General features: G+C 70.1%; 19 protein-coding genes and 1 pseudogene. 7 read left to right on the top strand and 13 right to left on the bottom strand.

All coding sequences use genetic code 11. The features are described from left to right. Nucleotides 1-160 precede the first annotated feature (160 nt). Entirely contained in the window at nt 161-1,072 is a 912-nt protein-coding gene (locus tag D7W79_RS10545; RefSeq protein WP_120525226.1) for a DUF2381 family protein, read from the bottom strand. 27 nt (nt 1,073-1,099) lie between these two features. After that, the gene (locus tag D7W79_RS10540) at nt 1,100-2,896 is read right to left on the bottom strand and encodes a serine/threonine-protein kinase (protein ID WP_120525225.1); all 1,797 of its coding nucleotides are present in this window, start codon (nt 2,894-2,896) and stop codon (nt 1,100-1,102) included. Between the two features lie 93 nt (nt 2,897-2,989). Here D7W79_RS10540 and D7W79_RS10535 point away from each other — a divergent pair, with 93 nt between their 5' ends. Further along, nucleotides 2,990-3,355 (top strand): helix-turn-helix domain-containing protein, encoded by a 366-nt coding sequence (locus tag D7W79_RS10535; RefSeq protein WP_120525224.1) that lies wholly within the window; start codon nt 2,990-2,992, stop codon nt 3,353-3,355. Nucleotides 3,356-3,361: 6 nt separating this feature from the next. Here the strand turns inward: D7W79_RS10535 and D7W79_RS10530 are convergent, their stop codons facing one another. Beyond that, a complete protein-coding gene (locus D7W79_RS10530; RefSeq protein ID WP_120525223.1) occupies nt 3,362-4,537 on the bottom strand; it encodes a serine/threonine-protein kinase in 1,176 nt (391 codons plus the stop codon). Between the two features lie 266 nt (nt 4,538-4,803). On the opposite strand from D7W79_RS10530, the gene D7W79_RS10525 reads away from it, so the two are divergent. Next, nucleotides 4,804-5,541: a hypothetical protein gene (locus D7W79_RS10525; protein WP_244221699.1), complete on the top strand. Its 738-nt coding sequence runs from the start codon at nt 4,804-4,806 to the stop codon at nt 5,539-5,541. A 13-nt stretch (nt 5,542-5,554) separates the two neighbouring features. Next, entirely contained in the window at nt 5,555-6,019 is a 465-nt protein-coding gene (locus tag D7W79_RS10520) for an SMI1/KNR4 family protein (RefSeq protein WP_120525237.1), read from the top strand. Nucleotides 6,020-6,023: 4 nt separating this feature from the next. On the opposite strand, the gene D7W79_RS10515 is transcribed toward D7W79_RS10520, so the two are convergent. Next, on the bottom strand, nt 6,024-6,581 hold the full coding sequence (locus tag D7W79_RS10515; protein WP_120525222.1) for a helix-turn-helix domain-containing protein: 558 nt from the start codon (nt 6,579-6,581) through the stop codon (nt 6,024-6,026). An 85-nt stretch (nt 6,582-6,666) separates the two neighbouring features. Between D7W79_RS10515 and D7W79_RS10510 the strand changes: the two genes are divergently transcribed. Together D7W79_RS10510 and D7W79_RS10505 are read left to right on the top strand one after the other, a co-directional pair. Beyond that, a complete protein-coding gene (locus D7W79_RS10510) occupies nt 6,667-7,389 on the top strand; it encodes an SDR family NAD(P)-dependent oxidoreductase (protein WP_120525221.1) in 723 nt (240 codons plus the stop codon). Beyond that, nucleotides 7,386-8,414, top strand: a complete 1,029-nt coding sequence (locus tag D7W79_RS10505) for an S-adenosylmethionine:tRNA ribosyltransferase-isomerase (RefSeq protein WP_171435737.1) — start codon at nt 7,386-7,388, stop codon at nt 8,412-8,414. The genes D7W79_RS10510 and D7W79_RS10505 overlap by 4 nt, the downstream gene beginning before the upstream one ends. Before the next feature lie 6 nt (nt 8,415-8,420). Here the strand turns inward: D7W79_RS10505 and D7W79_RS10500 are convergent, their stop codons facing one another. The 5 genes from D7W79_RS10500 to D7W79_RS10480 all read right to left on the bottom strand — a co-directional run bounded on the left by D7W79_RS10500 (nt 8,421) and on the right by D7W79_RS10480 (nt 13,811). Beyond that, entirely contained in the window at nt 8,421-9,644 is a 1,224-nt protein-coding gene (locus D7W79_RS10500) for a zinc-dependent alcohol dehydrogenase (protein WP_120525219.1), read from the bottom strand. Nucleotides 9,645-9,808: 164 nt separating this feature from the next. Next, complete coding sequence (locus D7W79_RS10495; protein ID WP_120525218.1) at nt 9,809-11,329, bottom strand: Ppx/GppA phosphatase family protein; 1,521 nt, start codon at nt 11,327-11,329, stop codon at nt 9,809-9,811. A gap of 120 nt (nt 11,330-11,449) precedes the next feature. After that, nucleotides 11,450-12,037 (bottom strand): hypothetical protein, encoded by a 588-nt coding sequence (locus tag D7W79_RS10490; RefSeq protein WP_120525217.1) that lies wholly within the window; start codon nt 12,035-12,037, stop codon nt 11,450-11,452. Between the two features lie 86 nt (nt 12,038-12,123). Continuing rightward, entirely contained in the window at nt 12,124-12,963 is an 840-nt protein-coding gene (locus tag D7W79_RS10485; protein WP_244221698.1) for a DUF3396 domain-containing protein, read from the bottom strand. Between the two features lie 44 nt (nt 12,964-13,007). Next, the gene (locus D7W79_RS10480; protein ID WP_147441875.1) at nt 13,008-13,811 is read right to left on the bottom strand and encodes a hypothetical protein; all 804 of its coding nucleotides are present in this window, start codon (nt 13,809-13,811) and stop codon (nt 13,008-13,010) included. 232 nt (nt 13,812-14,043) lie between these two features. On the opposite strand from D7W79_RS10480, the gene D7W79_RS10475 reads away from it, so the two are divergent. After that, nucleotides 14,044-15,057: a serine/threonine-protein kinase gene (locus D7W79_RS10475; RefSeq protein ID WP_244221701.1), complete on the top strand. Its 1,014-nt coding sequence runs from the start codon at nt 14,044-14,046 to the stop codon at nt 15,055-15,057. Nucleotides 15,058-15,067: 10 nt separating this feature from the next. On the opposite strand, the gene queF is transcribed toward D7W79_RS10475, so the two are convergent. Then, a complete protein-coding gene (gene queF / locus D7W79_RS10470) occupies nt 15,068-15,433 on the bottom strand; it encodes a preQ(1) synthase (RefSeq protein WP_120525213.1) in 366 nt (121 codons plus the stop codon). Between the two features lie 194 nt (nt 15,434-15,627). On the opposite strand from queF, the gene D7W79_RS10465 reads away from it, so the two are divergent. Further along, nucleotides 15,628-17,532 (top strand): ATP-binding protein, encoded by a 1,905-nt coding sequence (locus D7W79_RS10465; RefSeq protein ID WP_120525212.1) that lies wholly within the window; start codon nt 15,628-15,630, stop codon nt 17,530-17,532. Here D7W79_RS10465 and D7W79_RS10460 read toward each other — a convergent pair. The 3 genes and pseudogenes from D7W79_RS10460 to D7W79_RS46425 all read right to left on the bottom strand — a co-directional run. After that, complete coding sequence (locus tag D7W79_RS10460) at nt 17,519-18,310, bottom strand: carbohydrate deacetylase (protein ID WP_244221697.1); 792 nt, start codon at nt 18,308-18,310, stop codon at nt 17,519-17,521. The two genes, D7W79_RS10465 and D7W79_RS10460, sit on opposite strands and share 14 nt — an antisense overlap. Beyond that, the gene (locus D7W79_RS10455; RefSeq protein ID WP_120525211.1) at nt 18,277-19,293 is read right to left on the bottom strand and encodes an extracellular catalytic domain type 1 short-chain-length polyhydroxyalkanoate depolymerase; all 1,017 of its coding nucleotides are present in this window, start codon (nt 19,291-19,293) and stop codon (nt 18,277-18,279) included. Before D7W79_RS10455 ends, D7W79_RS10460 begins: the two co-directional genes overlap by 34 nt. A gap of 9 nt (nt 19,294-19,302) precedes the next feature. Beyond that, nucleotides 19,303-20,187: pseudogene (locus tag D7W79_RS46425) on the bottom strand (tetratricopeptide repeat protein); the annotation flags it as partial. Between the last annotated feature and the right edge of the window lie 40 nt (nt 20,188-20,227).

Below are 20,227 nucleotides of genomic sequence, written 5' to 3'. Positions count from 1 at the left end.
CCACGCCCGCGCAGCCCACCATCAGCAGGGCCGCGAACAGCGCCACGACACTCACGCGCATCGTCCACCTCCGGGAGCCCACCTGGGAGGGTGGACCCCGAGATGCTTCCACTCCGGTCCGACATGCCCGCGAGAGCGGAAGGCCACGGTGCGGCAGTGGCTACGGGAACGTCACGTTGCCCAGCGTGACGGTGCGTGGCCCGTCCTCCCAGAGCTTCAAGGAGAACGGTCCCTGGACACCGGCCCCCGGGGCCTCGGCCTCGACCACGATGCTTCGGGCATCGCCCAGGGGGATGCGTTGTTGCTGCCAGACGCGGAGCACTTTCAGCTCCGCCCCGGTCCTGCCCCGAAGCGTTGCTCCCTTGGCGCTCCAGGGTTGAGCGCCTGCCTTCGTCGCCAGTTCGACGACCACCGCGACGGCCGTCTTGGCGCGGTAGGTGGTGACGAAGATGACGTCCAAGGCATTTCCATGCGACGGAAGGATGTCCTTGGTCACGGTCCGCCCTGACACACCGTTCTTATCGACAGTCCCTGTGGCGAGGAGCCCCGTCAGCCCCCCTGGGGCCTCATGCTCGGCCGTCAGCCGTGAGTTCTCCTCCCGGCACCGCACCAGCTCCGCTCGAACCTCTCGGGCCTCCTGCTGGTAGGTCTCAAGCGTGCGCTTCCCGCGATAGACCTCGATGAGGGATTCCGCCTTCGCGGGATGCACTCGCAGGAGAAAGGAAGCGCTCACGGGTGCCGCACCATCCCTGAAGCGCACGAGCAACCGGAAGTGCTCACCCGGGGCCACGCGCGAAGACGGAACCAGGCGGAGAGTGGCCTGCCCTACGTCCACCAGGGAGAAGCGCTCCCGTCCTTCCAGCTCAATCCCATCTCGCATCAACTCCGAGTCGAAAAAGAGGCCTGTGGAAAGCCCTGCGCTGACTCCGATCTCGGAGCCAGATGGGTTCCCGTCTGGGTGCAGTTCGATGCGGCGTGCGCCGGGTACGGAAGCCGAGACCTCGGACTGTGCGAACGCTGCCGCGCTCGTGAACAGGAGTCCCAGGAAGACGACGGCGGATGAAGAGGGCACTCGGCGGTGTCTCCCAGGCAATCCTTGCTACTCGAACTCACGTACTGCCTTCACACCTGCTGTTGTGTAGATGCGAGCGCTCGTGGGTGAATCGTCTCCAGGCTCCCTCGCCATTCCTCGATCTCCTTCCTCCGCGAGGACCTCCAGACACACGGGGAAGCTGTCGCCATCCGGCGTCGTCGCCCACGTCAGGCGCCCATAGACGCGGTCTCTCATGATGAGCCTGCCTGACAGTTCGGTTTTGCTCGGCAGACCCTCCCAGGGGCCGACCAGGATCAACCGGGCAGGGCCTTCGTGGACTGAAATGATCTGCGGGTTTGAGAAGACGAAGACCGCTCCGTGTGTGTCCCCGATGCGGATGCTCCGCGCATTCATGGCCTTCACCGCTCCGATGGGGCAGGGCTCGGGCGGCGGAGGAGGCCGCACCTGTGGGCCGGGGCAGGCCATCAATGCAGTGCAGGCCGCGGTGCCCGCCGCACGGGTCATGACGCTCCGGACCTTCCTCGCGGGCTTCGAGGAGAGCGGGATGGAAGGAGTCTCTGGCGTCTGCGTCGTCACGGTGGCTGCGACCTCCTGGTGCGTCGCGGGAAGGGCGACGGCCGCGGCGGTGGCCTCTGGCCCGTTGGGAGCCGCAGCCCGGTCAGATTGAGGCGACTTGTCAGTGGGCGCTACTTCCTGACGAGGCGTGACCGCCTCTGGAAATCTCTCAGCCCCGCGCGGCAACAGCGCGACCGCCGCGACCAGCGCCAGGACCATCCGCATCACAGCCCACACCCTGAAAGAGCGCCGTGGCTTCACCTGCGTCGTCGGAGCTTCGGCCCGCGACGGCGGCGCACGGACGCCCCGCCGGGGCCGGTGCCTTGGCCGGTTCCGCCACTTCTCGAAGCTGTCCTGCTGGCCCTCTGCCGTCGCGGTGTCTTCACCGAAGGCGTCACACAGGGGGACGTCCCACTCCGCGTCCGCGCTCCGCAGCGCTTCCTCCAGCGTGGTCACGACAGCGAGAGCATTCGGTGTGCGCGCCTCGGACGTCTTCTCCAGCAGCCGCATGCACACGTCGCTCAACGCATGCGGTACGCGTTCGTTCTCCTCGCACGGTGACGTGGGCTTCTGGGTGAGCACGGTCTCGATGAACCCAGCGTCGTCCTCGCCATCGAAGGGCTTGCGTCCCGTGAGCAGCCAGTAGAGGACGACGCCCAACGCCCACAGGTCATCCGGCGCGCTCGCCACGTAGCGGGCCCCGGGGACGCGCGCGTGCTGCCGGAAGTACCGCGACGCCTCGGGAGCGCGGTACTCCGGCGTGCCGGGCGGAAGGATGTCCTCCGTCAGGCCGCGCGCTCCCGTGTAATCGCCAATCCCGAAGTCCACCAGCTTGGCCAGGCCGTCCGAGGCGCGCACCATGACGTTGGCTTCCTTCACGTCCCGGTGAAGCACCCCCGCCGCGTGCGTCGCGGCGAGCGCCCGCGCCACGTCCAGCATCACCCGCGCCACCTGCCTCGCGGACGGGTTCTCCTCGTCCGCCCAGACGTCCAACCGGCGCCCGTCCACGTACTCCATGACGATGACCGCGAAGCGCGGCTCGCCCGGTGGCCACAACCCGTAGCCCTGGAGTCCCACGACATGGGGATGGCGCAGCTTCAGGAGGATGGAGACCTCGCGCTCCACCCGTTCCCCGACGCGTGGCAGATGCAACAGCTTCAACGCGAAGGGCTTTCCCCCGTTGTGCGCGAGGTACACCGTGCCGAAGCCGCCTTGTCCCAACTGGCGCTCCACCGCGTAGCCCAGCACCTCGGCCCCGGGCACCAGGATGGCGGGCGGTGGCCTCACGGCGTCCTCACTTCAGGCTCCCGTGGCACTTGCATGCGGTCTCCTCCCAGCGAGGTCCCGGGGCGGACATCTCGGATACGCTGCGCGCCCTCCATGAATGAAGAACTCGGCATCACCATTGGCATGGCGGCACGTGCCGCCCGCGAGCATCTGGGACTGACGCAGGCCGAAGTCGCCGAGCGCATTGGACTGGTACACCCCGTCTACAGCCGCCTGGAGCGCGGCAAGATGTTGCCCAGCGTCCCGTCGCTCTACCGCCTCTGCCAGGAGCTGCGCGTCTCCCCTGAAACGATGCTGGGCCTGACGCCGACAGGAGACGTGCGCAAGGGCTCGAAGAAGCAGCCGCCCCGGGAAGGGGACGACGCGCCGGACCTGCGGCGCCTCCTCCACCTGGCGCGCAAGCTGGACGCGGAGAAGTTGGACGCACTCCTCCACGTCGCCTCCGTGCTAGCACGCTGAAAGGCGCTACTTCTTCCCCGGGCCCTCCAGTTCGTGTGCCTCCAGTCCCTCCGGGAAGAGGCCGCCCTCGCCAAACTCCACCACGTCCCGGAGCACGCTGCCGTCCGCCAGCAGCCGCGCGGCTTCATTGGCGGCCTCCTGGCGTCCATAGCCCGGGTGCCGCCTGATGAGCGCCGCGCGAAGGACGTCACGCAGGTCCTCCGCCGTGGCGAACCGCTCCTCGGGGTTGGCGCGCAGGGCCGCGTGCAGCAGTTGCTTCACATCCGGCGAGAGCCGCTCCACCGCTGCCTCGACCTCCGCGGGGCCGAAGCTGGCCAGCAGCACCCGCATTTGCGTCAGCGGCAGTGAGGGAAGGACCTCCACCCGCAACGGGCTCAGGCCGAGGGGTGGCCGGGGCACGTCCTGCACGTCGAAGGGATGCTTGCCGGTGAAGAGCTCCACCAGCAGCACGCCCAGGCTGAAGACGTCGGAGCGCGGCGTCAGCGGCAGGCGCTCCAGGTATTCGGGTGAGGCATAGGCCACGTCACCCCGGACGAGGTTCGCGGGCGACTCCTCGCGTCCAATCACCACCGAGTAGGCCGCGCCGAAGTTCACGAGCTTCACCTCGCCGTGCGCTCCCACGTAGACGTGCCGGGGGTTCACGTCGCGGTGGATGATTCCCAGGGGCTTGCCCGCCTCATCCGTCAGCGTGTGCGCATGGTGCAGCGCTTCGGCGAGTTCCGACCCCACGTAGAGGGCGAAGGCCTCGGACACGGGCTGGCCGCGCGCCACGCTCGCGCTCACCAGCGTCTCCAGTGAAGGGCCGTCCACGTACTCCATGACCACGTGCAGCGCGTCCCGGTACACCTTGCGGTGGAACACCTGGGCGATGGCGGGGTGATGGAGGCGGAAGGCCAGCTGGATCTCCTCTCCCAGGCGGGTGCGGCGCAGCATGGTGGAGGGATTGGCCAGCCGCCGCACGAAACAGAGCCCAGGCAGGGTGGCCCCGCGCTCCGGATGACGACGGGCGAGCATCAGCAGTTCCCCCGTCTGCATCCGCACCAGCTCGCGAAGGGCCTCGTAGCGAGCGCCGTCGATGGTGAAGAGCGGCCGGGGCAGGCCAGGCGTGGCCAGGAAGGCACCGAAGCGCGATGCCGGCTTGTGGCGCGCCGGCTCTCCTCCGGCAGGGGTGGACGTGGACATGACTCCTCGATGGCCAGGTTTCGGCGCGACGGCGCCACCCGGGGAGTCTGGGCACGGTGAACCTGAAAAGTCCACCTGCCTTTGACCTTAAAGGTTCTGTCCGGGAGTGACGGTGGAGAACGGTCCGGGCCGCCGGGCGCGCTTTCCGCCAGACCTGTCCGACAGTCGGACAGGTTGTGGCGTCTCGTCCGAGGAGGCTGACCTTCAACCTGAGCCCCCACCCACCCATCACCGGAACGGTGGGCCGCGCGACTCTGGCTCCTTCCTTGCTGACTCCCCAGGACCTCCTGCTTTGTGAGTGGGGCGGAGAGGGGAGTGACACAAAGCCTGAGCAGGTTGGCGTGGTAGGGGGCTTCCCCCATGCAAAACATGCTCAGCGCCTTTTCCAGGCGCCCCTGCTGTCGTTGCTGTCCTTCTGCGTCCTCCTCGCCGCGTGCGCTGAGGGCGCGATGACCGCTGTTGGCGGCATCCGGAAGTGGGTCGGGCCGGAAGTCCGGGTCCCCGGAGGCGGGAACTTCCGCACGGTCATCTATTATGGCCCCTGGCAGTGCAGTCCCAACCTCATGGACTACTGCCGCGACAAGTGCGTCGGAGAAGGGTACGCCCTTCAAGGCTGCATCTGGCTCGCGGATGTGAAGATGGACTTCTCGGGCGACGTCGTGCGGGCGGGGAGCCGGTTCGGAATGGCGAACTGCTGCTGCAACTACCCAGCGTTGAGCAAGGTCCAGAACGATGTTGCCCGGGGAAAGTGGAAGAACATTCGCGATGGGTTCCGGGAGCGGTGGGCCGAGCGGTTCGGGGAGTGGCCTCGTGAGGCCGACGGGTCGCCCTACCAGGCGCACCACCTCCGCGACCTCAAACACGGAGGCAATCCCATTGATTGGGACAACATCATCCCCTACCCCAAGGACGTTCACGAGACGCTGTTGGGGCTCTACAACCAGTGCTACGCGGGCCAACCCCCATGGACGACCGCAGGGGGAAGCTACCCCTACGGAGAGTAGCCCTATGACGACGATGACCGAGCTGCTGGAAGAGGTGTCACGGCGCCATTTCCCCAATCCTCCGGCGACGCCTGCTCACATCGAGGCGTTCGAGGCCCGGATGGGATGGACGCTGGATGCGGACCTGCGCGCGTTCTACCTGCACTGCGACGGCGCGAAGTTGTTCGATCGCATCGACCCGGACTTCCATTTCCTCCCGCTGGAGATGATCCGGCGCGCGCGGGTGGTCATGCTCCAGGACGACAGCGACAAGTCCGGGCCCGCGTCGTGGTACGCGACATGCGCGCTCCAGGACAGCAACTACATCCTCGTGGACGTGGGCCAGCAACACGGCGGCCGGTATCCCATCATCGACGGCTACCGCGAGGGATTCCCGGACCCGTACTACTGCACCCAGATCGCGGCCTCGTTCTCCGAGTTCCTCTCCGGTGCTCTCCGCTCCGAGCGGCGCTGGTTCTGGCTCAAGACCGGGGATTAGGACTTCATAGCGACGGCGCGAGCAGCACGACGGAGTAGCCCACCGCCGTGCGCGCGCCGGGGTTCTCGTACGAGTGCTTCTGGTCGCCCCGGAAGACGACGACGTCTCCGGCTTCGAGGACGAAGCGCTCTCCACTGGCCACCAGCGCCAGGGTTCCGGACTCGCAGGCCAGGTATTCGCGCGTGCCGGGTGTGTGGGGCACGCCGGTGATGCGCGCCCTGGCCGGCAGCTCCAGCCGGTCGAACTCCATGCCCGGCAGCGGATCCGGCAGGAGCTTTCGCAGGAAGGCCGCGCCCCGCTGACGCACCGGCAGGCTGTCGCGCCGGTAGTGCCGGGCGCTCGCCTTGGGGCGGGCCAGCAGCTCTTCCAGTGACACCTGCAGCGCCCCCGCCACCCGGTGCAGCACCGACAGCGTCGGGTTCGCCGCGCCGGACTCCAGATGCGCCCAGGTGGCCCGGGGCACGCCCGCCAGCTTCGCCAGCTGCACCTGCGTGGCCCCTCGTGTCTCCCGCAGAGTCCGCAGGTTGCGCGCCAGCCTGCCCGGAAGGTCCTCTTCGCTCATGCGCTGGCATTCTGCCAACGCATTGGCGTCCCTGCCATCGCCTCGGAGCTCGTCGGATATCCCTGTCCCCAAGGAGGAGCAAGCCATGGACATGCGGAATCAGGCAGTGCTGGTGACGGGTGCGAGCCGGGGACTGGGCCGTGCCCTGATGGAGGCCTTCGCCCGGCGGGGCGCCCGGGTGGTGGGCGTCGCGCGCGACGCGAAGGCGCTGGACGCGGCGGTGGCGCCACTGAAGGCGCGGGGACTGGCGGTGCACGCGCTCGCCTTCGACGTGGGGGACAAGCAGGCCATCTACCCGCTGGTGGGCGCGGCCACCGCGCTGGTGGGCCCGCTGGACGTGCTGGTCAACAACGCGAGCACCCTGGGCCCCACGCCGCTCCCGCTCCTGCTGGACACGGTATGCGAGGACGTGTCGCAGGTGCTGGAGGTCAACCTGCTCGGACCCTTCCGGCTGACGAAGGCCGTGGCGGGCAGCATGGTGGTCCGGGGGCGCGGGCTCATCCTCAACATCACCTCCGATGCCGCCGTGTCCGCCTATCCCCGCTGGGGCGCCTACAGCGTGTCGAAGGCCGCGCTGGAGCACCTGACGCGCATCTGGGCCGCGGAGTTCGAGGGCAGCGGCGTGCGCCTGCTCACCGTGGACCCCGGTGACATGGACACGCGCATGCACGCCGACGCGATCCCGGACGCCGACCCCGCGACGCTGGCGAAGCCGGAGGATGTGGCCGCGCGCATCCTCGCGCTCGTGGAGGCCCGCGACACCGCCTCCGGTCAGCGCTTCGAGGCCGCGAAGTGGGAGGCCGCATGAACGCCGCCCGCTGGCCCCGGGAACGTCCCGACACCGCGAGGCTCCTGCACGTCGAGCCCCGCAGGGAGCGCTTCACCGACACCATCGCCTCGGAGCTGCCGCAGCTGCTGCGCGAAGGCGACCTGCTGGTGATGAACGACGCGGCCACGCTGCCCGGCTCGCTCACGGGCCGCACCGGCGCGGGCGCGCCCATCGAGCTGCGCTTGCTCTCCCACGAACCGGACGACACCTGGACGGCCGTCCTCTTCGGCGCGGGAGACTGGCGCCGGCGCACCGAGGACCGGCCCCCACCGCCCGAGCTCCCCGTGGGCGCGCGTCTGGAAGTGGGCGGCCTCACCGCGCGGGTCGTGGAGGTGCTGCCGCCTTCACCCCGGCTCCTGCGCGTGGCCTTCGACCTGAGCGGCGCGGCGCTCTGGCAGGCGCTCTACACGGCGGGACGGCCGGTGCAGTACGCGTACACGGCGGGACCGCTGGCGCTGTGGCACGTGCAGACGCTCTACGCCGCGAGGCCGTGGGCCGCGGAGATGCCCTCCGCGGGCCTGCCCCTCACCGCGTCCGTGCTCTTGCGGATGAAGGCGCGCGGCGTGCGCTGGGCGTCCCTCACGCACGCGGCGGGACTCTCCTCCACGGGGGACGCGGCGCTGGATGCCGTACTGCCCCGGCCCGAACGCTCGGACATTCCCGAGCGCACCGTGGCCCTGGTGGAGGAGACGCGAGCGAAGGGCGGACGCGTGGTGGCGGTGGGCACCACCGTGGTGCGCGCGCTCGAAGGCCGCGCGACGCAACACGGGGCGCTGGTGCCGGGCGAGGCCGTGACGGACCTGCTGCTCGGGCCCGGCTACGTGCCCCGGGTGGTGCACGGGCTGCTCACCGGCGTGCACGACCCGGGGAGCAGCCACCATGCGCTGCTCCAGGCCTTCGCGCCGCTCCCGCTGTTGCAGCGGGCCGCGGCGCACGCGGAAGGCGCGGGCTACCTGGGGCACGAGTTCGGCGACACGTGCCTCGTCTTGGATTCGGATTCGTGACGCGCGTCACTGAATCGTGACGCCCGGCTCCAGCTCCACCTTCACCCAGCCCGGCTTGCGCAGGTCGAAGTTGCGGTACGCGTCGATGGCGGAGGCCATGGACTTCACGTGGCTCAGGATGGCCGTGGGGTCCACGGTGCCGGAGCGCACCAGCTCCAGCAGCTTGGGGATGTACTTGCGGTGGTTGCAGTTGCCCATGCGCAGGGTGAGGTTCTTGTTCATCGCCGCGCCAATGGGGAACGCGTTCATCGTCTGCGGATACACGCCGATGATGGACAGCGTGCCGGCCTTGGCCAGCGACTGCACCGCCCACTGCGCGGCCTGGGACGGCGCGTCGCCGGGCACCCAGTTGTCGCCATCCGGCTTCTGCTTGGGGGCGACCATCTCCACCTCGCGCTTGAACTCGGGCTTCTCCGCCTTGGCCTTCTTGGCGGCCGGGCCGTGGTGCGCGTGCTGGGAATCCACGCCCACCGCGTCGATGGCGCGGTCCACGCCGATGCCCCCCGTGAAGCGCTTGAGCGTCTCCACCGGGTCCTCCTCCTCGAAGTTGATGATCTCCGCGCCCTGGGCCTTCGCGAGCGCCAGCCGGTCCTCGTGGCTGTCGATGGCGAAGATGCGGCCCGCGCCCATCAGCTTCGCGCTCACGATGGCGAACAGGCCCACCGGCCCGCAGCCGAACACCGCCACGGTGTCACCGGGTTTGATTTCGGCCATCTCCGCGCCGAAGTAGCCCGTGGGGAAGATGTCGGAGACGAGGATGGCCTGGTCGTCGGTGACGCCCTCGGGCACCTTCACCATGGTGACGGCCGCGAACGGGATGCGCGCCTTCTCCGCCTGCATGCCGTCGAAGGGGCCCGTCATCTCCGGGCCGCCGAAGAAGGCGGTGCCCGCGTCGGGGCCGTTGGGGTTCGCGTCGTTGCACTGGGCGTAGTAGCCCGCGCGGCAGTACGAGCAGTTGCCGCACCCGATGGTGGAGCAGATGACCACGCGGTCACCCACGTTGAAGTTGCGCACGTCCTTGCCCAGCTCCTCGATGACACCCACGCCCTCGTGGCCGAGGATGGTGCCGGGCTTCATGCCGGGCATGGTGCCGCGGATCATGTGCAGGTCCGTGCCGCAGATGGCGCTGGCGGTCAGCTTGATGATGGCGTCCGTGGGCTCCTTCAGCTTCGGCTCCGCGACGTCGTCCAGCCGGATGTCCCCAATGCCGTGGAAAACGACTGCCTTCATGTTCCGCTCCTTGCCCCCGCCAGGGCCTTGAAAGACGTGAAGGCCCACGGCGCTTTCACTGAGCGCACGGGACCCGTTCGTCTGGACTCTGGCCACGGCGGTGGAGCCGGGCAGGACTGGCGCCGCGCTCCCTCACCCGGGGGACGAGCGGGGAGGCAGTGGCCCTAGCGGCCGGCCGAGTGGACCTGGAACGCGAGCCGCTTGCCGAACACCTTGCGGAAGGCGACGACCTCTCGCTCGGCGTTCCACAGCTCCAGGTCGAGGGGCTGGCGGGCGTGCAGGTGCAGCGTCACCGCCTCGCGGCCGTCCGTCACCTTGAAGTCGCGGATGGGCTGGTGGTGGCTGTGGTCCAGCGCATTCGCCAGGCGCAGCAGCGTGGCCAGCTTGCGCACGCGGCGTGCTTCGGACGGGGTGAGCCCGGCCATGCCGGAGTGGGACAGCTCCGGCTGGGAGCGCCGGTGGTAGCGGGCGACGCGCGCGATGATTTCCCGCTCGCGGTCCGCGAGGCCCGGGAGGTCCGCGTTGTGGATGAGGTAGTACGTGTGGCGGTGGTGGCGCTCGTAGCTGACCGCCGTGCCGATGTCGTGCAGCAGCGCGGCGACCTCCAGGTGCGGGCGCACGGACAGGGGCAGTTGGTGCAGCGCGGCCAGGCTGTCGAAGAGGGCCAGGGACAGGCGGGCCACCTGGCGGGCGTGCTTCTCGTCGAAGCGGAAGCGCTGGCCCATGACGAGGGCCGCGTCCGCGAGGCTGTGGTCCTCGCGCGACTCGTCCTGGCGGTAGAGCAGGTCCACCAGCAGGCCGTCGCGCAGGCCGCGGTTGACGACGCTGACGGACTCCACGCCCAGGTGGCGCGCGACGCCCTCCAGGATGACGGCGCCGGAGACGATGATGTCCGCGCGGCGCGGGTCGAAGCGCTTGCGGCGGCGCTCCGGCGGCATCTTCGCCAGCGTCTCCACGGTCTGGGTGAGCTGTCGCACGGTGGCGTTGCCTCCGTTCTCCGCGGACGCGAAGCCCACCACGGCGCCAATGGTGCCGGACGAGCCCATCGCCACGCGGGGCAGGGCGGGGAGCTCCTCCGGGAGCGTCTTGTGGAGCACCTCGTCCACGAAGCCGCGCATCAGCCGCAGCTGCTTGGGCGTCACGGTGCGCGAGGTGTCGAACACCTCCGTGAGGCGCACGGAGCCCAGCGCGAGGCTCCAGAGCTCGTCGGGCTTCTCGCCGGTGGCGATGGCGACCTCGGTGCTGCCTCCACCGATGTCCACGAGGAGCGAGCGGGCGTTGGCGGGCTTCCTGTGCAGCACGCCCAGGCAGATGAGGCGGGCCTCCTCCTTGCCGCTGACGACCTCCAGCTCCAGGCCGGCCTCCTCGTGCACGCGGCGCACGATGTCCTGGCGGTTGCGGGCCTCGCGCAGGGCGCTGGTGGCGACGGCGCGCACCTGGGCCTTGTGGCGGCGGCAGAGGGCGGCGTAGCGGCGCAGGGTGGACAGCAGGCGGTCGGCCGTCTCCGGGGACATCTCGCCGGTGGTGAAGACGCCCTCGCCGGGGCGGATGGGGTCCCGCTCCTGGTGGAGGGTTTCGAGCGAGCCCTCGGCGTCCGGGCGGGCCAGCTCCAGGCGCACGGCGTTGGTGCCCACATCGATGGCGGCGAGGACGGGAGGCTGGGTCGGACGGGCAGGAAGGGCCATGGGCTCGCGGGCGGAAACGCCTGGGAGGGGCACGGTCCTTCCGGGCCGTGTCCCTCCCTAGTGGGGGCGGTTCCTAGCGTAGCCGTGTGACAGCCGTGTGGCGTTGGTGAAGATGGGGTTTCAGGAGGGGGCCGCGCTCCCGGCGGTGACGTCGGTGTCGGCGCGGATGCGGCGGGAGCGTTCCATCAGCTCGCGCCAGTTGGCCTCGTACTGGTCGCGGGCCGTCTTCCAGGCGTGCCCGTGTGCGTGGCTCAGGTTGTTCAGGAGCTCGCCGGCGTTCTTCAGGCCGCGTTTGATGAAGTCGAGCTCCTCGCGGGTGAGGAGCGAGTCCTCGGCGGTGGCGCGTTTGCGGGCGGCCACCCAGCGGTCCACCTGGGCGCTCAGCTCCATCAGCTCGGCCTCGCGTTGACGGCGGTAGGTGACGCGGAGGTCCTCCCACCGGGTGCCGGCGCGGTCGAGGTGTTCGTGGAAGCGGCGGCGGGCCTTCTCCACGCCATCCTTCATGCGGTCCCAGTCGCGCTGGTCGGCGCGGCGGAGCGCCTGGAGCTCGCGGTTGACGTCGTCGTTGAACTGGCGGGCGCCGGTGAGGGCGTCGAGTGCGTCCTCATTGTCGGCGAGGTCCGCCTGGGCTTCGATTTCGCGGAAGCGAGCGGTCGCCTCGCGCTGCTCGGCTTCCACCTTCTGCATGTATGCGTCCTGTTCCGTCATGGCGTCCTCCCAGGCACGTTGGATGGGAGAAGCATGGGAACGCCCGCGAGGCGGTGCAGGGCGGAGGGGAACGGGAGGCGGAGCGCTCAGTCGAGGAAGCGGCGCTGCCAGCGGCGTTGCTCCGCGGAAGCCGTCTGATGCAACCATGGCTCAAGCACGCGCGCGAGCTCCCGATAGGCAGGCAATGTCTGTCCTTGCTCGGTGTCACCGGCCTCCGGCCACGGTCCCAGCGTGACGACGGCACGGTCCGGCCCCAAGGCCTGCACGGTGGTTCCAGGCGAGTGCAGCTTGGAGCGCAGGGCTTCGGCGCCGCCCAGTTCACTGAGCACCGGTGGGCCCAGGAAGTTCATCCAGGCCGGGCCACGCACGCGGGTGCCCAATGAATTGGCGAGCTGGTCCAGCATGGACACATCCATTCCGGGATGACGGAAGCGACGTGCGTCGACCTCTTCGCGGACCCCCAGGATGTCGAGCTGACATTGAAAAGAAGGGCCCACCTGTCCGAAGGAGAAGGGCAGATTCGAGGCCAGCGTCAATGCCAGCTCACGTACCCTGTCCGGACCGTGCTCCTCCAGGAACTCGGTGGGCAGCCAGAACCCCACCGAGCTGATCACCGCCGGGCCGTAGCCCCGCTCCGGGTTGCCAAGGTCCTTGCCGAAGTACTCGAAGCGGTATCGCAGTTCACCCGGAACCGCATCGCTCAGAACGACGTTGGAGAAGCCTTCTCCATGAAGCTCCTGGGTCGCGGCCCGCCAACCCTCGTCGTCCAACGCCACCCATTCGCCCTCTTCGTTGGCGTACCAGCCCAATGCCTCCGGGCCGACTGCCTCCCGGTAGACGTCCAGGGCTCGCTCCACGCCGTGCTCCAGACTCGAATGGGGGTGGGGCATGTGGAAGTGGATGCGCAGGCCGTCGCGGATGAGCAACGCACCGTCCTGGGCACGCACACGGATGCGAGGGAGGTGATGACTCATCGGACGACTCCAACCCGGGGCACGATGCGGATGGGGACTTCAGAAAGCTCGAGGGCTTCCATGTAGAGCTGGTGCTGATACTCGCCCGCGTAGATATGCCCCCGGGGATATCTGCGCCATGGAGGGTCTGTTTCACTGCTCAAGCACGGAAACTTGAAGTCATAGACGGCCTGAGCCTGGAGCGGATGGCCTTCATGGATGACGATGTCCGGGACAAGGGTGCCCTTGAGCTCGGCAGCGCGTCCCTGGCGGAGCAGCGCGTTGACCTCTTCCTGGGGCACATACGTCGTTTTCGGGACCTTGCGGTCATACCGATAGGTGGGCTCCAGGCTGAACCTTCCTGGGAGCAAGGGGGAGAGACGCTGTCGGACGCATTCCAGGGCGACCTGGTGCATGGCGGTTCCCCACTTCATGGCCCGCGTGACGGACTCACCTCGCGCATTGCGTTCCACCACCTCGTTGCATTCCTCCTTCGTGGGGCTTCGTCCCTCATGATCGCGAAGCAGCACCTCTGAACGCGCCTGCTCCGCACATTCCTTCAGCACGAACTCCACCGCCCGCCGGGTGTCCTCGTCCAGCATCGCCCGGGCCCCGGCTGCCACCACCGCCACCTCCGCGGCACGAATCCCGGGGTGCACCGACTCCGCCCCGGCGCACAGCGCCGGCTGCGTCCGGCAGGTGTTCGTCACCGAATCGAAGCTTTGCTGCGCATAGGTACCCTGGCGCGGCCCCGCGCAGCCTCCGAGCCCCACGGCCACGAAGAACACCCAGAGCCCATCCGTCCGGCGTCCCAGTCCCATGTCCCCATCCTGCCAGTCCACGCTCGGCAGGTAGGCACCCTGGCGTGAGACAGCGACACCGCGCCTTTCCATCACACCTGTGCGAACCCACCCCGTGAAGGAGGGCCCATCGACGCATGAGACGTGAATCGATACCCTGCGCCCCGTGACCGCCGCCGCCGAGAAATCCGAGAGACTTCGTCACCGCAAGATTGGCGCCTGCCGCGTGCTCGGCGAGCTGGGCCGGGGCGGCATGGCCTTGGTGTACCGCGGCCTGCACGAGCTGCTTCAGCGCGAGGTCGCCATCAAGGAGCTGCTCCCGGAAGGCCAGCGCGACCAGGAGGCCCTGTCCCGCTTCCGCCGCGAGGCCCTGGCGCTCGCCGCCTTCCGCCACCAGAACATCGTCACCCTCTATGACCTGGTGGACAAGAACGACAGCCTCTTCATGGTCATGGAGTACGTGGACGGCCCCACCCTCCACGGCCTCATCAAGGACGGCCCGCTGCCTCCGGACGTCGCCGCCGTCATCGGCGCGCGCATCGCCAGCGCGCTCGACCACGCCCACTTCCGCCGCATCATCCACCGCGACCTCAAGCCCGCGAACGTCATGCTCACCAAGTCCGGTGAGGTGAAGCTCATGGACTTCGGCATCGCCAAGGACGTCAGCCTGGAGGCCCTCACCCAGCAGGGCATGGCCGTGGGCACGCCGTCGTACATGTCCCCGGAGCAGGTGACCGGCGCCCCCATCGACGCGCGCACCGACATCTTCTCCCTGGGCGTGCTCCTCTACGAGGCCCTCTCCGGCACCCGCCCCTTCGTGGGCAAGACGGCCGGCGAGGTGTTCGCCCGCATCCGCGACGGCAAGTTCACGCCGCTCCAGAAGGTGGCTCCGAACGTGCCGGCCCCGCTCGCGCGCATCGTGAAGCGCGCGCTGTCCGTGAAGCCGGAGGCCCGCTTCCCGGATGCCGCGGCCATGCGCCGCGAGCTGGACCTGTTCCTCGCCCACGAGGTGCGCGTGTCCCACCCCGCGCTGCTCGTGGCCTTCCTGCGCTACCGCGAGAAGCTCACCGAGACCGAGGCCCTGGCCCACCTCACCCAGCAGGAGCTGGGCGTGCTCGACGTCTTCGCGACGAAGAAGCCCGCGCGCTCACCCGGCAAGCTCAAGTGGGTGCTGGCCGCGCTCGCCGCCGGCACCGCGGCGGCCGGCACCGGCCTCTACCTGTCCCACGCCCAGTGGGCGCCGCTCCTGGAGCAGCTCACCCGCTGAGGGACGGCGCTCAGGCCTGCTTCTTCTTGTCGTGCGTGACGGTGACGATGGTCCCGATGCCGCCGCGCACGAAGAAGTCCCCCACCACCGTGAGCTTGCGCGGCTGGATGGCCTTGATGATGTCGTCCGCGATGGTGTTGGTCACCTTCTCGTGGAAGGCGCCCTCGTTGCGGTAGGACCACATGTAGAGCTTGAGGCTCTTGAGCTCCACGCACAGCTGATCCGGCACGTACTTGATGGTGAAGCGCGCGAAGTCCGGCTGGCCCGTCAGCGGGCACAGGCAGGTGAACTCCGGCACGTCGAAGGCGATCTCGTAGTCGCGATCGGCGGCGGGGTTGGGGAAGGTCTGGATTTCCTTGGACGGCTGAGAGGACATGCGCTGTCGTCTAGCACACGTTCGGCGCGTGTCACCGCCCTCTACGACGGCGCCCCCCTGGCTGCCCGGCCAAGGGCACTGTTCGGGTTCCAACGCGCCAGGGCCCTCCAGGACAGGAGAACGTCCGGGGGTGGTTGGCGATCATGCTCGGGGATTCCTATCTCCCTCCGGCGACCCCTGCTTCGCCCCCTCCCATGCTGCCACCCAACGACGTCGAGGATGTCCTCTCGTGCCTGCCCCAAGCGCTCCTGCGCGTGGGACCCGACCTGCGCGTCCAATGGTGCGAGGAGGGCTTCGCGGCCAAGACAGGCGTGACGCTCTGTCCGGGCAGCACCCTGCTGGACGCCCTGGAGGCCGGCCGCAACCTGGACGCCCTGGAGCGCGCCATCCGGGAGAAGCGGGCCTACTCCGGTCACGTCATCACCCGCGCGCTCCAGCAGGTGCGTGTACAGGTGAAGCCCGCCCACACGGACGGCCTGGCCGGGGCGTGGCTGGTGATGGAGCCGTCCGGCGTGGACGACGAGGGCGCGTTTTCACAGGCGGTGCGGGAGATTGCCCGCGCGGTGGGTGAGTCGCTGGAGGTGGACCGCGTCTGCTCGGCCGCCGTGGTGTCGCTGGTGCGGTGTGCCCAGGTGCGCCGCGCGGAGGTGTTCCTCTATGAGGAAGACGACGCGACGCTGAAGCGCATGGCGGTGTCGGACCTGGAGGGCCTGGACGCGCCCCAGGACGTGTTCGACCCGTCGGAGGACCCCTACCGGCAGGCCCTGGCCCTTCGCCAGCCGCAGCTGGGCATCCAGCGTGGCTACGGCGACGCGGTGGGCTCCGTCTTCGCCGCGGTGCCGCTGTGCGCGCCGCGCCGGACGGTGGGCCTCTTGCTCATCTACAAGGAGCAGGGCGCTTCGTTCTCCGTGCGCGAGCTGGAGATGTGGAGCGCGGCGGCCAGCCAGCTCGCGGTGGCGGTGGAGAACGCGCGCCTCCTGCGCGAGGCCCAGGCGGCCCTGCGCGTGCGCGAGGAGTTCATGTCCATCGCGTCGCACGAGCTGAAGACGCCGCTCACGCCGCTGAAGCTGGGCCTGTTCGCCATGGAGCGCCGCATCGCCTCCGGGCAGCCGGTGGCGCTCTCCAGCGTGCTCAAGTCGAAGCGGCAGGTGGACCGGCTGGCGGGGCTGGTGGAGGACCTGCTGGACGCAAGCCGCCTGGAGCTGGGGCGGCTGGCGCTGGACTCGGCGCCGCTGGAGGTGGGGCAGCTGGTGGCGGAGGTGGTGGACCACTTCCGCCACGCCTTCGAGCGCCCCTTCACGGTGGACGTGCCGCACGACGGCGTCTGGGTGCTGGGGGACCGGGACCGGCTGGAGCAGGTGCTGGTGAACCTGCTGGAGAACGCGCACAAGTACAGCCCTGCGGGGGCGCCCATCTCCGTGAGGGTGGGGCGCACGGCGGAGTCCGCGCGCATCCAGGTGCAGGACCACGGCATCGGCATTCCGGGCGCGGACCAGGCGCTGGTGTTCCAGCGCTTCTACCGGGCGCGCAACGTGTCGCACCGCAACTTCGGCGGGCTGGGGCTGGGGCTGTTCATCAGCCACTCCATCGTGAAGATGCACGGCGGCGCGCTGGCGCTGCGCAGCCGCGAGGGCGAGGGCTCCACGTTCTCATTGGACCTGCCGCGCATGCCCGCGCACGAGGTGCGCAGGCTGCCCCGGCGCGTGTTGGTGCTGGACGAGGACGTGCACCAGGAGGCCACGGCGGAGCGCACCCTGCGCGCCGAGGGCTTCGAGGTGTTCACCGTGCAGAGCGGCGCGGAGGCCCTGCGCAAGGCGACGCACCTGCCGGTGGACCTCATCGTCCTGTCCACGAGCGCCACGCAGTCCGCGGTGGGCACCTTCCTGGAGACCTTCGCCACGCTGCCGCGCGCGAGGCCGGTCCCCATCCTGCTGGCGGGGGACGAGCGGCCGTGGTGGGCGCAGGAGAACGCCGCGCTGTGTCCCCGGCACTACCGCCCGGACGAGCTGCTCGCGGGCGTGCGCACCGTGCTCACGCGCGAGAAGCGCCGGACGCTGACGCCGGTGGAGTCGGAGCTTCCGCTCGTCACGCCCGCGTGAGCACGCGGTAGTCCGTGGGCTGGATTGCCGCCCGCGCCAGGGCCTCACGTGAGCGGGCGTTCAGGAAGGTGGTGAGCTCCACCTCGCGCTGCGAGGCGTAGCGGGTGGTGACGACCTCGGGCAGGTGCCCCGGGTGACACATCCACTCCGTGACGCCTTCGGCAGGCAGCGCCGCCAGGGCCGCGGAGAAGCGCTCCTGCGTCCAGTACGCCGTCTGGCCGGACTCGCCGACGAAGTGATCATTCGTGGCCACGCCCCGGGCCCTCAGCGCCCCGCGCATGGCCGCGTCGATGGAGCGCACCGGGAGGCCCGCGCGCCTCGCGACGCGTGACAGTCCCTCCAGCACCTGGGGATGCCGGTGCAGGTGCTTGTGCACGTCCAGGTGCGTGGCGGCCTGGCCCAGGAGCCGCTCCAGCCGCTCCAGTTGCGCGAGCGCCTCCGCCTCCACCACGTCCGCGGGAAGCTCACCCACGCGGGCTCCGGCGAGGCCTCCGTCCACGGTGCGCCATCCCCTCGGGAAGCCGGGGTCCACCGGAGGCCCCCGGTCCAGGTTCAGGTGCAACCCGATGGCGAGTCCCCGGGCCTGCCTCGCGGCGTGCTCGGAGTCCGGGGCGTTCACCAGGAGCGTGGCGGAGGAGACGACGCCCTCTCGCAGGGCGTGGAGGATGCCCCGCGTGATGCCCGGGTCGTAGCCCAGGTCATCGGCGTTGATGATGAGGGCGCGGGCCAGCGTGACGGCCTCCTTCAGGGGCGGGGACGCGCCTGGAAGAAGCGCCACATCTGCAGGGTCGCGTCCAGGTCCGGCGTGCCGTCATTGTAGAGCGTCTGGCCGGGCCACGCGTGCTTTCCGCCGGTGACGGTGCACAGGCTCGCGGTGGCGCTCTCCGGCTGGCAGCCCGTATACGCCACGCAGGTGCTGTTGCCCTGCTGATACGTCTGCTGCTGCGGGCCGGTGCAGCCGTTGCGCTCGGCGAAGCGGCGCACGGACTCCGGGGCGGAAGGGTAGGGCTTGCCGCCGAGGACGTTGTCGCCGCCGTCGTAGAAGATGGTCTCGTCGCCGGTGCCGTGGAAGTGGAGCACGGGGACGGGCCGGGACGGGCGGCAGTCCGTCACGCCCAACATGCCCGACACGGGCGCGATGGCGGCGATGCGCTGGGCGCGCTCACAGGCCAGCCGGTAGGAGAAGAAGCCGCCGTTGGAGAAGCCGTTGGCGAAGACGCGGCGCGGGTCCGTGCACACGCGGGTGTCCAGGTCCGCGAGCAGCGCGTCCACGAAGCCCACGTCGTCCACGTTGCCAATCTGCGCCGGGCCACAGCAGGCCTCGCCGTTCCAGCCTCGCGTGTCCGGTTCGCCCCGGCCGTAGACCTCCGGGAAGTTGAGGCCGCGCGGGTACACCGCGATGAATCCCTCCGCGTCGGCCAGCGTGGAGAAGCCGGTCAACAGCTCCTGCTCCTGCTCGGTGGAGCCGAAGCCGTGGAAGCTGAGGACGACGGGCGTGGGCTTCGTGGCGTCGTAGCCGGTGGGGACGTGGACGCGGAAGGCGCGGGTGCGGCCGCCGTGCTCGACGGTCCAGTCGTAGGTGCCGGCCGTCACGGTGAGGCCGGAGCAGGCCGAGCGGTCCGCGGGAGCCACGTCACCGGAGGGGGTGTCCGGGAGCTCCGTCCCGGCGTCGGGCGAGGGGTCGACGTAGTCCTTGGAGGCGCACGCGGTGGCGGTCAGCAGCAGGCTGGACGCGGCGAGGGCGAGGAGGCGAAGGCGCATGGGGCGAAGCTAGTTCCCCGCGCCACACTCCGCCGCGAGCGCCTGCGCCCGGTCCGGGAACCTTTCCGCCAGCGTACGTTTCACCTCGGCCACCCGGGCGGTGTCGCCCTCGTGGACGTGGAGCTGGCAACGCGCGGTGAGGGCGCGGGGGTCGTCCGGGGCCAGGCGCTCGGCCTCGCGGTACTCGCGCTCGGCGCCGCGAAGGTCGCCCTGCCGGAAGAGGACGGCCCCCAGGTAGGAGTGGGCCACCGCGAGCGAGGGGGCCTTCCTCTGCGCGCGCTTGAGCAGGGCGGCGGCGTCGTCCAGCTTCTCCTGGCGGAAGCGCACGAAGCCCAGCTCCGCCAGGGACTCGGCGTCGTCGTGCTGGCGCGTCCAGGCGGACAGCACGGTGGCGGCCTCGTCAAGCCGGCCGCCTTGCGACAGGAGCTGTCCGTAGCGGGGGGCCACCTGGGCGGAGCCCGGCGCCTGCGCGTACGCCTTCGCCAGGGCGGTCAGCGCGCCCGGCACGTCGCCCTGGCGGGCCCGCAGGTCGGCCAGGGCCAGGGGCACGCGGACGTCCCTGGGGGCGAGGACGGTGGCCTCGTCGATGGCGCGTTCCGCGCGCTTGCCCATGCGCAGCTCGGTGGCGGCGCGCGCGGCGAGCAGGTGCGCCTCCGCCTCCTTCGGGAAGCGCGAGGTGTAGGCCTCCGCCAGGGACAGGGCCTGCGAGTGGGCGCCCGCGTTCAACAGCAGCGTGCCCGCGCGAGCCAGCTCCGCCGCCGTGGCGCGCGCGTCCTTGTCCAGCCCGTCCAGCGCGGACACCTTCGCCTCCACGGTCGAAGCCGCCTCCGCGGCGGCGATCCGCGCGGGAGGCGGCACGTCCGGGCGCCGCAGGTACCACGTGGCCCCTGCGCCTGTCTCTTATCCACATCTGACGCTGCCGACGATAAGGCTC

Origin of the sequence: Corallococcus exercitus (assembly GCF_003611585.1) — a bacterium.
Lineage (GTDB): Bacteria > Myxococcota > Myxococcia > Myxococcales > Myxococcaceae > Corallococcus > Corallococcus exercitus.
Note: the sequence above shows the minus strand (reverse complement) of the source record. Positions and strands in the feature narration are given on the sequence as shown.

Excerpts from the sequence above, each read along its gene's own strand:
- D7W79_RS10535 (WP_120525224.1), top strand. The coding sequence starts at position 2,990 with ATGAATGAAGAACTCGGCATCACCATTGGCATGGCGGCACGTGCCGCC.
- D7W79_RS10530 (WP_120525223.1), bottom strand. The coding sequence starts at position 4,537 with ATGTCCACGTCCACCCCTGCCGGAGGAGAGCCGGCGCGCCACAAGCCG.
- D7W79_RS10520 (WP_120525237.1), top strand. The coding sequence starts at position 5,555 with ATGACCGAGCTGCTGGAAGAGGTGTCACGGCGCCATTTCCCCAATCCT.
- D7W79_RS10515 (WP_120525222.1), bottom strand. The coding sequence starts at position 6,581 with ATGAGCGAAGAGGACCTTCCGGGCAGGCTGGCGCGCAACCTGCGGACT.
- D7W79_RS10510 (WP_120525221.1), top strand. The coding sequence starts at position 6,667 with ATGGACATGCGGAATCAGGCAGTGCTGGTGACGGGTGCGAGCCGGGGA.
- D7W79_RS10505 (WP_171435737.1), top strand. The coding sequence starts at position 7,386 with ATGAACGCCGCCCGCTGGCCCCGGGAACGTCCCGACACCGCGAGGCTC.
- D7W79_RS10500 (WP_120525219.1), bottom strand. The coding sequence starts at position 9,644 with ATGAAGGCAGTCGTTTTCCACGGCATTGGGGACATCCGGCTGGACGAC.
- D7W79_RS10495 (WP_120525218.1), bottom strand. The coding sequence starts at position 11,329 with ATGGCCCTTCCTGCCCGTCCGACCCAGCCTCCCGTCCTCGCCGCCATC.
- D7W79_RS10490 (WP_120525217.1), bottom strand. The coding sequence starts at position 12,037 with ATGACGGAACAGGACGCATACATGCAGAAGGTGGAAGCCGAGCAGCGC.
- D7W79_RS10480 (WP_147441875.1), bottom strand. The coding sequence starts at position 13,811 with ATGGGACTGGGACGCCGGACGGATGGGCTCTGGGTGTTCTTCGTGGCC.
- D7W79_RS10475 (WP_244221701.1), top strand. The coding sequence starts at position 14,044 with ATGGCCTTGGTGTACCGCGGCCTGCACGAGCTGCTTCAGCGCGAGGTC.
- queF (WP_120525213.1), bottom strand. The coding sequence starts at position 15,433 with ATGTCCTCTCAGCCGTCCAAGGAAATCCAGACCTTCCCCAACCCCGCC.
- D7W79_RS10465 (WP_120525212.1), top strand. The coding sequence starts at position 15,628 with ATGCTGCCACCCAACGACGTCGAGGATGTCCTCTCGTGCCTGCCCCAA.
- D7W79_RS10455 (WP_120525211.1), bottom strand. The coding sequence starts at position 19,293 with ATGCGCCTTCGCCTCCTCGCCCTCGCCGCGTCCAGCCTGCTGCTGACC.